Source organism: Neptuniibacter pectenicola, assembly GCF_001597735.1.
Classification (GTDB): Bacteria; Pseudomonadota; Gammaproteobacteria; order Pseudomonadales; family Balneatricaceae; genus Neptuniibacter; species Neptuniibacter pectenicola.
This window is the reverse complement of the sequence record NZ_LUTS01000003.1, coordinates 249411-262429: the sequence shown is the minus strand read 5'-3', so window position 1 is coordinate 262429 and position 13019 is coordinate 249411. Positions and strand designations below refer to the sequence as shown.

9 protein-coding genes are annotated in these 13019 nt (G+C 46.7%); 3 read left to right on the top strand and 6 right to left on the bottom strand.

Annotated elements, in window-relative coordinates; translation table 11 throughout:
- Nucleotides 1-13 precede the first annotated feature (13 nt).
- Nucleotides 14-1108 (bottom strand): GGDEF domain-containing protein, encoded by a 1095-nt coding sequence (locus A3773_RS05845; RefSeq protein WP_082800551.1) that lies wholly within the window; start codon nucleotides 1106-1108, stop codon nucleotides 14-16.
- 214 nt (nucleotides 1109-1322) lie between these two features.
- On the opposite strand from A3773_RS05845, the gene A3773_RS05840 reads away from it, so the two are divergent.
- Nucleotides 1323-1703, top strand: a complete 381-nt coding sequence (locus A3773_RS05840) for a PilZ domain-containing protein (protein WP_067984015.1) — start codon at nucleotides 1323-1325, stop codon at nucleotides 1701-1703.
- On the opposite strand, the gene radA is transcribed toward A3773_RS05840, so the two are convergent.
- Nucleotides 1700-3079 carry a DNA repair protein RadA gene (radA, locus tag A3773_RS05835; RefSeq protein ID WP_067984013.1) on the bottom strand — a complete coding sequence of 460 codons (1380 nt, stop codon included), beginning with the start codon at nucleotides 3077-3079 and terminating at the stop codon, nucleotides 1700-1702. The genes A3773_RS05840 and radA overlap by 4 nt on opposite strands.
- A gap of 172 nt (nucleotides 3080-3251) precedes the next feature.
- Here radA and A3773_RS05830 point away from each other — a divergent pair, with 172 nt between their 5' ends.
- Nucleotides 3252-4529 carry an O-acetylhomoserine aminocarboxypropyltransferase/cysteine synthase family protein gene (locus A3773_RS05830; protein WP_067984012.1) on the top strand — a complete coding sequence of 426 codons (1278 nt, stop codon included), beginning with the start codon at nucleotides 3252-3254 and terminating at the stop codon, nucleotides 4527-4529.
- A 93-nt stretch (nucleotides 4530-4622) separates the two neighbouring features.
- Here A3773_RS05830 and can read toward each other — a convergent pair whose 3' ends face one another.
- Together can and hemE are read right to left on the bottom strand one after the other, a co-directional pair.
- Nucleotides 4623-5351, bottom strand: a complete 729-nt coding sequence (gene can, locus A3773_RS05825; RefSeq protein WP_067984009.1) for a carbonate dehydratase — start codon at nucleotides 5349-5351, stop codon at nucleotides 4623-4625.
- 48 nt (nucleotides 5352-5399) lie between these two features.
- On the bottom strand, nucleotides 5400-6467 hold the full coding sequence (hemE, locus tag A3773_RS05820) for a uroporphyrinogen decarboxylase (protein ID WP_067984007.1): 1068 nt from the start codon (nucleotides 6465-6467) through the stop codon (nucleotides 5400-5402).
- A gap of 99 nt (nucleotides 6468-6566) precedes the next feature.
- Here hemE and A3773_RS05815 point away from each other — a divergent pair, with 99 nt between their 5' ends.
- Nucleotides 6567-7019 carry a hypothetical protein gene (locus tag A3773_RS05815; RefSeq protein WP_067984005.1) on the top strand — a complete coding sequence of 151 codons (453 nt, stop codon included), beginning with the start codon at nucleotides 6567-6569 and terminating at the stop codon, nucleotides 7017-7019.
- 44 nt (nucleotides 7020-7063) lie between these two features.
- Here A3773_RS05815 and A3773_RS05810 read toward each other — a convergent pair whose 3' ends face one another.
- Both A3773_RS05810 and gltB read right to left on the bottom strand, forming a co-directional pair.
- Nucleotides 7064-8485 (bottom strand): FAD-dependent oxidoreductase, encoded by a 1422-nt coding sequence (locus A3773_RS05810; RefSeq protein WP_067984003.1) that lies wholly within the window; start codon nucleotides 8483-8485, stop codon nucleotides 7064-7066.
- 81 nt (nucleotides 8486-8566) lie between these two features.
- Nucleotides 8567-13018 carry a glutamate synthase large subunit gene (gene gltB / locus A3773_RS05805; protein ID WP_067984001.1) on the bottom strand — a complete coding sequence of 1484 codons (4452 nt, stop codon included), beginning with the start codon at nucleotides 13016-13018 and terminating at the stop codon, nucleotides 8567-8569.
- Nucleotide 13019 lies beyond the last annotated feature (1 nt).

Sequence of the window (13019 nt, the reverse complement as noted above, 5' to 3'; positions counted from 1 at the left end):
CCCATACCGCCGCTCAGCCCGCCACCAACACCTGATCTCGCCCTGAATCTTTGGCGGCATAAAGTGCGTCATCTGAACGCCTTAACAACGACTCTATATCATCATTGGCCGTCAATTCTGCGACCCCAGTACTGGTAGTAAAGCCAATTTTATTACCATTAGGCGCGGTCACTTTTTCATCATGGCACGCTAACCGAATAACCTCTGCCACCTCTTTAGCTTGCATCGCGTTCAGGCCCGGCAGCACCATCAAAAATTCCTCTCCACCATACCGACACACTAAGTCGATACGTTTACGGGCTTGTTTGCGCATAACTTTGGCAAATGACTTTAAAACAAGGTCGCCCGCCGCATGGCCGTAGTTATCATTAAAGTGCTTGAACTTATCCAGATCAAACAGCAACACACTTAACGCTTGTTTCTGCTCGCGACTCTGCAATATATCAAGGGATAGCTGATCCAGCGCCTGACGACGATTGGCTAACCCCGTCAATGGGTCTCGGGTCGCTTGCCGATACAAACCCAGTAACATATTCAACTGGTTCACTGCCGCCCAGCCAGCGATCAACCCCAAAACCGCCAGTAACCACAAACTATTGATCGCCTCAACACTCCCTGCGGTTCCTCTCAATAGCTGGGTAACAAGCTCAATGAACAACACACCTAAGGTAAAACAACAGGCCTCACTAATGGCGAGTGGAAAAATAGCCATCATCGTAATAATCATAAAGGGGAAAAAGTGATAGCCCGCCACATTCGACTCATAACCATGTATCAACAACAGCGAACTCGACGCTGTTTGAAAGCCTGACAGCAGCATGACAAGAATCGCTAAACGCACTTGCGCCAATCGTAAGCTATAACGTTTGAAGGTCCACAATGCTAAAAGCAAACAACCCAATGCACCTATAGCGCGGGCCAGCGCGATCGCGTCCAGCATATCATCAGGTAACAAGAAGTAATCAACAACAAACCAGGCAGGCTGAATAAGCGCGAGCAATAGGGCGATAACCCGTATACGCCGAAACAAGTAATAGCTACGCGTTTGATTAAAATACCGCGAATGACGACTGCCACTAGACACATCCAACAGAGTTTCTAAAAACATGATAACCTTACTTAATCTATGGTTTTGAGTGCGGAAGTTTAAAAACAAACACGCCCAACCACTATGATATAGCTCAGTTTATAAGCACTTATTCAACAACTAGACGCGCAATACGCTGTTGATCCGCCCTAATACTTTTACACCACCTGTTTCTTTTCTCTTTATGTCTATACTAAGATGACATTATCACTACGGACCATAGGGAACCAATATTGTGACTACACCTGATAACGAGCGTCGCCGCTTTACGCGCATTGATTTTGATGCCAGCACAGAACTACAGAAGGGTGATCACCTTTACATGGTCACCTTGGTGGATATCTCGTTTAATGGCATTTTAGTCAAAAGTGATACGCCTCTGAAGTTGGCGCTAGGTGATGAGGCACTCGCAACCATCCGCTTACAGGGCGATGATGTTGCCATACGTACCCCGGTAATACTGACACACCAGAATGAACAGGAGTACGGTTTTTTAATTGAAAACTTAGACCTTGATTCACTCACCCTATTACGTAGGCTCGTTGAGCTAAATCTAGGCGATCCCACCCTATTAGAGCGGGAACTAGATCATTTTTTTGCCACTGACGCCCGCTAAAGTGCTTCGAGAGCCTCTGTTAATTTAGTTACGGGCACAATTTCCATTCCCGCCAATACGTCTTTGGGCACGTTACCCTTAGGCACAATTGCACGCTTAAAACCATGCTTTGCCGCCTCCCTAATCCGTTCTTGCCCATTAGGTACAGGCCGTATCTCGCCGGATAAACCCACCTCACCAAAGACCATCAAATCATGGGGCAAGGCTTGATCTCGAAAACTAGAGACAACGGCAAGTAACAACGCAAGGTCTGCGCTGGTTTCCAATACTTTCACACCGCCTACCACGTTAACAAACACATCTTGATCGCCTGTCATTAAACCACCATGACGATGCAACACCGCTAACAACATCGCCATGCGATTTTGCTCAAGACCGACCGCTACCCGTCGTGGATTGTTCATATGGGATTGATCTACCAGCGCTTGAATCTCTACCAATAAAGGCCGCGTCCCCTCCCAAACCACCATGACCACACTACCAGGGCTTGGCCCCTCTTCTCGGCTCAAGAAGATAGAACTCGGGTTTTTGACCTCCTTCAAACCATTTCCCAACATGGCAAACACGCCGAGCTCATTCACAGCCCCAAAACGGTTTTTATGGGAGCGCAGGGTTCTAAAGCGGGAGTCTGCCGACCCCTCAAGCTGAAGCGAGCAATCAATCATATGCTCTAACACTTTAGGGCCAGCTAACGAGCCATCTTTGGTTACATGCCCAACCAAAAACAGTACCGTCCCCGTCTGCTTTGCAAAACGCGTTAAGTAAGCCGCTGACTCCCTTACTTGTGAGACCGAGCCGGGTGCCGACTGCACCTCAGCCATGTGCATTACTTGTATAGAGTCGATCACGATTACTTTTGGCTTTAAAGCTTGCGCGGTTTCACAAATGGCCTCTACACTTGTTTCCGACAACATTTTTAACTGCCCCGTCGGTAAGTTTAACCGACTCGCACGCATGGCCACCTGCTGCAACGACTCCTCACCGGTGACATACAAGGCAGGCATCTGTTCCGCCAAATAGCACATAGTTTGCAGTAATAAGGTACTTTTACCGGCACCGGGGTGCCCGCCCATCAATACGGCAGAACCGGGTACTAATCCACCACCAAGCACACGGTCTAACTCCCCAGCACCCGATGAAAAGCGAGGCATCTCCTCTAGAGCAACCTCCGACAGACTAACAACCGCCTGCTGCTTAGCCCCGCCCGCATAGCCATCAAAACGGACGTTACGCGCATCATTTGCACTCGACTTAGCCGTCGATAAACGGACCTCCGTCAACGTATTCCACGCATGACACTCAGTGCACTGCCCTTGCCACTTGGTGAAATCCGCTCCACAGTCATTACAAACGTAAGCTGTTTTTTGACGTGCCATTTATACTCTCCATCGCTGTTAACCTATTGATGAATTTTACCCAACCTCGCGTCTATCACCTACTGATCATTGACGCGACAGACAAAAATAACGCGCGCAAACTTCATTTATTTAATAGATGCACTACAATCAGTGGCCTAACAATAATTCAGGCCTGCCCTAGGAGACAAACATGAAGCTGGAAACGGTAGCGATACACGGCGGATATGAAGTAGATCCAACCACCAAATCTGCAGCAGTTCCGATTTACCAAACCACATCTTATGCCTTTGATGATGCTCAACATGGTGCAGACCTGTTTGATCTCAAAGTAGCCGGCAACATCTACACCCGCATTATGAACCCTACCACTGATGTGCTTGAAAAACGCGTAGCAGAGATGGAAGGTGGCGTTGCAGCACTGGCTGTCGCATCAGGTATGGCGGCTATTACATACACCATACAAACGTTAGCCGAAACGGGTGATAACTTTATATCAACCAGCGAACTTTACGGCGGCACATACAACTTATTCGCCCATACATTGCCACGCCAAGGCATTGAATGCCGTTTTGTGAATAAAGACGATACAGCCGCTATCGAAGCACAAATTGATGAACGTACTAAAGGTATCTATTGTGAATCCGTTGGTAACCCATCCGGTGGTATTGCAGACATAGAAACCTTAGCTGAGATCGCTCACCGTAACGGCATCCCGCTTATTGTTGATAACACAGTGCCGAGCCCCGCGATGTGGCGTCCGATCGAACACGGCGCAGATATCATTGTACAGGCCGCCACTAAATATATCGGTGGTCACGGCAACTCTATCGGGGGTGTTATCATCGATTCGGGTAACTTCCCATGGGCCGACAACGCCGACCGTTTCCCCTTATTAAACACACCGGACATCTCCTACCATGGCGTGATATATACCGAGGCGTTTGGCCCCGCCGCGTTTATTGGACGCTGCCGAGTTGTGCCGCTTCGTAATATGGGCGCCGCGCTCAGCCCAATGAATGCTTTCCTATTATTGCAGGGCCTCGAAACACTCAGCCTTCGTATGGAACGCGTGAATGAAAACACACGTAAAGTCGCTAACTTTTTAGAAAGCCACGATGCGGTTAGCTGGGTAAAATACGCAGGACTCGAAAGCCACAAAGACTACGCGCTCGCTCAAAAATATATGAACGGCCAAGCCTCAGGCATTCTTAGCTTTGGCGTCAAAGCCGGCCGGGATGGCACACGTAAATTCTATGATGCGCTACAAATATTTTTACGCTTAGTGAATATTGGGGATTGTAAATCATTGGCATCGATCCCAGCAGAAACAACTCACCGCCAGTTAAATGATGAAGAGCTTGCCTCAGCAGGCGTATCTCCTGAAATGATTCGTTTATCTATAGGTATTGAGCACATCGATGACCTAATTGCAGACTTAGATCAAGCACTGGCAGCGATAGATAGCTAAACAGCGCGCGATTATTCGCCGCAGTTAAGCACAAAAAAAACGGTTGAGAGCAAAAGCGCCAACCGTTTTTTTTTATAACCTAACAAACAACGCTTAATTAAAGATCGCGCGTAACTTATCCCACAAAGAGCGGGCATTTTGATTATCTTTGTCTGAGCCTTGGGCAAGTTCTTTCAGCTTCTCAATTTTACTGATCGCTAAACCATATTGCTCATCAACTTCATCCGCAGACGATGCGTTAAATTCAAGGTCGTTAACAAGACCATCATTTAGCCCATAAATCCAACCGTGCACCGTCAACTCCTGCTCATTCGACCATGCTTCCTGAACAATCGTTGTTTCGCAAACATTGCTGGCTTGCTCAATAACATTTAGCTCACATAAGCGATCAAGCTGCTGATGTGAATGATCCCATACCGATAACAGCTCACGGTGTTTTTTATACACATCGCGAATATGGCGTAACCAGTTATCAATTAAACCATGAGGCTCTGTTTCTATTGCTGCCTTAACACCACCACAACCATAGTGACCAACGACCATAATATGTTTAACGTTCAGTACCTCAACCGCATACTGAATGACAGACATACAATTCATATCCGTATGAATTACTAAATTTGAAACATTCCGGTGAACAAACAACTCACCGGGCAACATGTCCACAATCTCATTGGCGGGAACACGACTATCAGAACAGCCAATCCATAAATATTCAGGTGCCTGCTGTTGCGCCAATGTTTCAAAAAAGAGTGGATCCTCCTTGTTGATCTTATCCGCCCACTGGCGGTTACTTTCTAATAGTTCAGTTAGCCGTTTCATCGTCACATCTGATAGTAAAAGAGGGCCGAAGCCCTCTTAAAATGTTGATTATTGTTGATGATATTTAGCACTTAGTTCATGTACTGCATCAACAAACGCTTTAGGCTGTTTCGGGTCAACAAACTGGTGAATACCATGACCAAGGTTAAATACATGCCCAGACCCATTACCATACTGGCCTAAAATAAATTCAACCTCTTGCTCGATACGGCTTGCCGGTGCATATAAGACACTTGGGTCCATATTACCTTGCAAAGCAACTTTATCGCCTACCCGTGCCCGGGCATTACCTATATCTGTCGTCCAATCTAGACCCAATGCATCAGCACCGGTGTCGGCCATCATTTCGAGCCACTGCCCACCATTTTTGGTAAATAGAATAACAGGGACTTTTCGACCGTCATGCTCACGAATCAAGCCATCAACGATCTGCTTCATGTACTTTAAAGAAAACTCTTGATAGCACGGGCCGCTTAACGCACCACCCCATGTATCAAAAATCTGTACCGCTTGCGCACCTGAGCGGATCTGTTCATTCAAATAGGTCGTCACCGATTGAGCCAACTTATCCAATAATCCATGCATAACCTCTGGCGTTGCATACATCATCTGTTTTACATGGCGAAAATCTTTGCTGGAACCACCTTCAACCATATACGTGGCCAATGTCCACGGGCTACCTGAGAAACCGATCAATGGCACACGTCCATTTAACTCACGACGAATCTCTTTTACGGCATTCATCACATAATCTAGATCGGTGACTGCATCAGGTACAGGCAGGTCTGCGACATCTTTTTCGGTGCGGATGATTTTTTTGAAGCGCGGCCCTTCGCCTACTTCAAAATAAAGCCCTAGCCCCATAGCATCAGGAATGGTTAGGATATCCGAGAAAAGAATAGCGGCATCAAGATCATAACGCTCCAATGGCTGAATAGTGACTTCGCAAGCAAGTTCTTTATTTTTGCAAAGGCTTAAGAAATCACCTGCTTTAGCACGCGTTTCTCTATATTCTGGGAGGTAACGTCCAGCTTGACGCATCATCCATACAGGCGTTGCATCTACAGGTTCATTAAGAAGAGCACGTAAAAAACGATCATTTTTGAGTTCAGCCATTTGTGTCAGCCACTTATATCTTGTAAATTCGAATTGACCGATATTCTAACGATTTCTGACAGGAATTACCTGCAAATGAATAAACAATTTTTATAACTGATGACACAGATTAAGCAGTCACTTTATTTTTTACTACTCTTGAGCCTTTTAACAGGCTGCCAAAGCCAAGCAACAAAAGCGCCGCCGCTGGCGCCAGCACCTTTAGCTGTGTTTGCTCACGAAACGGTATGGTTAACGACATCAAGTGCTAATACGGCTAAAAGCCAACAAATTAAACGCTTCAATCTTAAACTGAAAGATCGCCTTAAGATGTATGGTGCTCATAATATTAAAACGGTTAATCCGGCCAACCAGCCCACCGATGGGCTGATTATTGTCAGCCAAATTAATACGGACAGTGATAAACGCACGTACCAACTGTCGATACTCCGGCAAAATAGGGAGTTAATTAGAGGGACTTACCCCAATACACCGGAAGGAGATGAGGTCGCCATTAGTCAGTTTTTAATGTCGATCCATCAAAAAATCGTCACCGCAGGTACCTACTTCTAATAAAAAAGGCCGCTAATGCGGCCTTTTTTAGATCATAGATAAGTTTACACTTCTAAATAATCCAAGATACCTTCAGCCGCTTTACGACCTTCAGCAATCGCTGTAACCACTAAGTCAGAACCACGCACCATATCCCCCCCTGCGAATACCTTTTCATTGGTAGTCTGGAAAGGATAAGCGTGCTGTTCAGGTGCTTTGACTCGACCATCATCATGCAGATCGATACCAAAATCAGCAAACCAAGGTGCTGGGCTTGGACGGAAACCAAAGGCAACCAATACCGCATCTGTCGGAATCACTTCCTCAGAACCCGGTACAACCTCAGCACGGCGACGACCGTTTTCATCCGGCTCACCCATTTGAGTGCTAACCACTTTAATACCAGTGACTTTGCCGTTTTCACCTACAACCTCTATAGGTTGGCGGTTAAACTGAAACTGTACGCCCTCTTCACGCGCATTTTCAACTTCACGCTTAGAACCAGGCATATTCTCTTCGTCACGACGATAAGCACAGATAACCGCTTCAGCGCCTTGACGGATAGAGGTACGGTTACAATCCATAGCCGTATCACCGCCACCCAACACAACAACCTTTTTACCTTTAAGGTTGATAAAGTCAGCAGGGTCTTTTTCAAACCCTAAGCAATGGTTTACATTCGAGATCAAGAAAGGAAGTGCGTCATAAACACCCTCCAGCTCTTCACCTGGGAAACCACCTTTCATATAGGTGTACGTACCCATGCCTAAGAAAACCGCATCATATTGATCGATGAGGTCTTGCATAAGCACGTCTTTACCCACTTCAGTGTTTAATTGAAACTCAACACCCATGCCAGTAAAGATTTCACGACGACGAGACATTACATCTTTTTCCAGTTTAAATTCTGGAATACCAAATGTTAATAGTCCGCCTATCTCTGGGTTGCGATCGAATACGACAGCTTTAACACCATTACGCGCTAGAATATCTGCGGCAGCTAGGCCTGCTGGGCCTGCACCAATCACGGCAACCTTTTTATCGGTCGCTGTAACTTTAGACATATCAGGCTTCCAGCCCATAGCAAAGGCAGTATCTGTAATATACTTTTCAACCGAACCAATGGTCACTGCACCAAAACCATCGTTCAGGGTACATGACCCTTCACATAGACGATCCTGAGGGCATACGCGACCACAAACTTCAGGTAATGAGTTTGTTTGATGGCTCAGTTCAGCCGCTTCGATAATATTGCCTTCCGAAATTAGCTTTAACCAATCAGGAATATGGTTGTGTACCGGACACTTCCACGAACAATACGGGTTACCGCACTCTAAACATCGATGCGACTGCTCAGATGCATCCGTTTTATCAAATGATTCGTATATTTCACCAAATCCTTTTTTACGGATATCTGCATCAATTTTCTGAGGCCCCTTACGACCTACATCGAGGAACTGAAAATCGTTATTTAAACGGTCAGCCATAATCCTCACCTCTCAAAAGCAACCACCCAATAAACGAGGTGGTTGCAGATTATTCTTCATATACCAAGCGGTACGTAACACTTATTCAGGGCGTGTACGAATACTAGTCAGTAAGTCATTTAAGCTAGCGGCTTTCGGTTTAACCAACCAGAATCGGCCAATATAGTCATCAAGATTATCAATAATCTCTTGACCCCAAGCACTGCCAGTCTCTTTAGTAAATTCGATAATGACTGAACGTAAATGGTTTTTATATGCTTCCATACTTTCAGTATGGATACGCTGAATTTCAACTAACTCGTGGTTATATTTATCCACAAAGTTATTATCAACATCCAACACATATGCAAAACCACCGGTCATACCTGCACCGAAGTTATACCCTGTCGCGCCGAGAACCGTCACGAGACCACCTGTCATATATTCACAACAGTGATCACCTGCCCCCTCAACAACCGCATGAGCGCCGGAGTTACGAACACCGAAACGCTCACCCGCCTGACCAGCAGCAAATAATTTGCCGCCCGTCGCGCCGTACAAACAGGTATTACCCATAATGGCTGTTTCATTTGATTTGAAGGTTACTTCATCAAATGGACGGATAACGATTCTACCGCCCGCCATACCTTTACCGACGTAGTCATTCGCATCGCCTTCAAGGTACAAGTGTTGACCACCCGCATTCCATACACCGAACGACTGTCCAGCATGACCTTTGAAATTAAAGGTAATAGGCTTGTCCGACATACCTAGGTTGCCATGCTTTTTAGCAATAGCACCGGACGTACGTGCACCGACTGAACGATCACAGTTGGTAATCGTTAATGCCCATTCACCCCCTTGTTTCGCATCAATCGCGGACTGAGTTAACTCAATCATTTGATTGTTTAACAGAGCCGTATCATAAGGCTCGTTACGCTCAACTTGGCAGGTATTCGGGAATTCATCACCGGCTGAGCCTAAAATAGGGCTCAAGTCTAAATTTTTCTGGCGAGGCGTCTCACCTTCCAACGTTTCAAGCAGGTCCACTCGACCGACCAGCTCTTCCATAGTGCGTACACCAAGTTGAGCCATAATCTGACGGGTTTCTTCTGCAACAAAACGGAAGAAGTTCTTAACCATTTCAACCGTACCACGGAAATAATCTTCACGTAGTCTTTCGTTTTGTGTTGCGACACCGGTTGCGCAGTTATTAAGGTGACAAATACGCAGATACTTACACCCTAACGCAACCATCGGCATGGTACCAAAGCCAAAGCTTTCAGCACCTAAGATTGCACCTTTGATGACATCTAAGCCGGTTTTAAGGCCGCCATCGGTTTGTAGACGAATCTTACCCCGCAACTGGTTTCCACGAAGCGACTGATGCGCATCCGCTAAACCTAACTCCCAAGGGGAGCCCGCATAATGGATAGAGGTAATTGGCGAGGCTGCTGTACCACCGTCATAACCAGAGATGGTAATTAAATCAGCATAGGCCTTAGCAACACCACAGGCGATAGTACCTACACCAGGACGCGACACTAATTTTACCGACACAAGCGCTTCTGGATTAACCTGTTTAAGGTCAAAAATCAGCTGAGCCAAATCTTCGATAGAGTAAATATCGTGATGAGGCGGTGGTGAAATAAGCGTGACACCCGGTACAGAGAAACGTAACCGAGCAATAAGGCTGTTCACCTTACCCCCTGGTAGCTGTCCGCCTTCACCCGGCTTAGCACCTTGCGCCACTTTGATCTGCAATACTTCAGCATTCGACAGGTATTCAGGTGTAACCCCAAAACGGCCAGACGCAACTTGCTTAATCTTAGAGCGTTTCATTGTGCCATGACGCGCAGGATCTTCCCCACCCTCACCGGAGTTAGAGCGGCCACCCAGTTCATTCATTGCCACAGCCAGCGCCTCATGAGCTTCTGGCGACAAGGCGCCTAAAGACATCGCAGCTGAATCAAATCGCTTAAAGATATTCTCTACCGGTTCTACGTCATCAATAGAGATAGGGGTCACGTCTTTGCGTAGCCCCAACATATCACGCAGCGTTGCATAACCACGATTATTTACTAACGCGGCATAGCGCTGATAGGCTTCTGGGTTACCGGTTTGTACCGCTTCGTGAATGGTACGCACCACATCTGGATTGTATGCGTGATACTCACCATCGTGCTTATACTTCAGCAAACCACCCGCTTGAATCGGCTTACGCGCAGTCCAAGCTTCTTTCGCCAACAAGCCTTGTTCGAATTGGAAGTCCTCAAAGCGAGCCCCTTCAATACGGCTTGTTACGCCTTTGAAACATAAGCTAACAATTTCAGAGCTTAAACCAATCGCTTCAAACAGCTGAGCACCACGGTAAGACGCTACCGTTGAGATACCCATCTTAGAAAGGATCTTCATTAAACCTTTATTGATACCTTTGCGGTAATTTTCATGGGAATGCAGCGTCTCCATCTGGATTTCGCCAGTAGAGCACAGGTCATTCAACACACGGTACGCAAGGTACGGGTAAACGGCGGTCGCACCAAAACCAAATAGAACAGCAAAGTGGTGTGGGTCACGGACCGTACCACTTTCAATAATAAGGTTCGCGTCACAGCGCAACCCTTTATCGACTAAACGGTGGTGTACAGCACCCGTCGCTAAAGCCGCATGAACCGGCAGGTGACCGCGTGTAATATTGGCATCAGTTAGGATAAGAATAACTTTACCGTCACGTACACTTTGCTCAGCTTGATCTGCAATCCCTTCAATCGCTTCTTTTAATGAGAGCTTTTCAGGGTTGTAATTAAGATCGATCTGAATAACGTCAAAGCCAGGCTCACGGTTATCGCGCAAACGATTAAATTTGCTCGCCGATAGAACCGGTGTCGTTAAAATCACACGGTGTGCGTGTTCAGGCGTTTCTTCAAATACATTTCGCTCAGCACCAATACATGTCTCTAGGGACATCACAATCGACTCACGAAGAGGATCGATAGGCGGATTGGTTACTTGGGCAAATTGTTGACGGAAATAGTCATATACGGAGCGCACACGATGGGACAGAACAGCCATCGGCTTGTCATCACCCATCGAGCCTATGGCTTCCATTCCGCTTTCACCTAGCGGGCGTAAAATCTGTTCACGCTCTTCAAATGTCACTTGGAACATTTTCATGTGGGTCTTAACTTCATCTGCAGACATCTCTACAAATGATTTAGACTCCTCATCCAAGTTCATTGTCTGTTCTAGGCGAAGCGCGTTCTCTTTCAGCCATTTTTTATACGGTTGCGCCGCTTTCAGACGATTATCCACATCTTGCGTATGCAACACATCGCCTGTCGCCGTATCTATCGCCAAAATTTGGCCTGGCCCTACACGACCTTGAGCAACAATATCTTCAGGCTTATAACTAAATACACCAATCTCAGAAGCGGTACAGATATAACCCTGCTTCGTCATCACCCAGCGAGATGGACGCAGCCCGTTACGGTCAAGCATGCAGACAGCAAAACGACCATCGGTCATTACCATGCCAGCAGGACCATCCCAAGGCTCCATATGCATAGAGTTGAAATCATAGAAAGCACGTAGATCTGCATCCATCGTCTCAACGTTCTGCCATGCAGGTGGAACGATCATGCGTACCGCACGATAGATATCCATGCCACCAACGAGCAAGAACTCCAACATGTTATCCATACTGGAGGAGTCGGAACCGGTCGTATTTACGATAGGTTGCAGCTCATCAAGGTTAGGCAACAGGTCAGTAGCAAATTTGCTTGCACGTGCTTTAGCCCAGTTTCGGTTACCCTCAACTGTGTTGATCTCACCATTATGTGCTAAAAACCGGAACGGCTGAGCTAACGGCCAACGTGGCGCTGTGTTAGTAGAAAAGCGCTGATGATATGTACATACCGCGGTTTCTAATCGCGGATCTGCTAGGTCTTGATAGAACACCGGCAGATCGACTGGCATGGTAAGCCCTTTATAGGAGATAACCTTGTCAGAGAAACTACAGATGTAAAAATCAGGATCTGCAACCATCGCAATTTCAGATTTACGACGAGCAATAAACAGACTAATAGCCAGTTCTCTTTCACTCTTATCGCCAGCCGTAATAAAGACCTGCTCAATAAGAGGAAGCGTATCTTTTGCTATAGGGCCCAGACATGAGTCATCCGTTGGCACCACTCGCCAACCCGCAACCCCTAGACCTTCATTAGTAATCGCAGTATTAACCGCTGCACGCGCGGCTTCTGCTTTGGCAGCTTCGCGCGGCAAAAACACCATGCCCACTGCATAAAATTCGCCTAGTTCGGTGCCTAACTCTTCTTGTGCAACTGTGCGCAAGAAGCTATCAGGTTTCTGCATCAACAGGCCACAACCGTCACCTGTTTTACCGTCTGCAGCTATACCCCCACGGTGTGTCATGCAGGCAAGCGCTTCGATTGCTTTATCTAGCAAATCGTGACTAGCTTGACCCTGCATGTGCGCCATCAGGCCAAAGCCGCAGTTATCTTTAAATTCACCGGGGCAATAAAGACCTTTGCTCATA

What these genes read in the sequence shown, in the direction of transcription:
- A3773_RS05845 (WP_082800551.1), bottom strand. Translation starts at nt 1,108, where the DNA reads ATGTTTTTAGAAACTCTGTTGGATGTGTCTAGTGGCAGTCGTCATTCG.
- radA (WP_067984013.1), bottom strand. Translation starts at nt 3,079, where the DNA reads ATGGCACGTCAAAAAACAGCTTACGTTTGTAATGACTGTGGAGCGGAT.
- A3773_RS05830 (WP_067984012.1), top strand. Translation starts at nt 3,252, where the DNA reads ATGAAGCTGGAAACGGTAGCGATACACGGCGGATATGAAGTAGATCCA.
- can (WP_067984009.1), bottom strand. Translation starts at nt 5,351, where the DNA reads ATGAAACGGCTAACTGAACTATTAGAAAGTAACCGCCAGTGGGCGGAT.
- hemE (WP_067984007.1), bottom strand. Translation starts at nt 6,467, where the DNA reads ATGGCTGAACTCAAAAATGATCGTTTTTTACGTGCTCTTCTTAATGAA.
- A3773_RS05815 (WP_067984005.1), top strand. Translation starts at nt 6,567, where the DNA reads ATGACACAGATTAAGCAGTCACTTTATTTTTTACTACTCTTGAGCCTT.
- A3773_RS05810 (WP_067984003.1), bottom strand. Translation starts at nt 8,485, where the DNA reads ATGGCTGACCGTTTAAATAACGATTTTCAGTTCCTCGATGTAGGTCGT.
- gltB (WP_067984001.1), bottom strand. Translation starts at nt 13,018, where the DNA reads ATGAGCAAAGGTCTTTATTGCCCCGGTGAATTTAAAGATAACTGCGGC.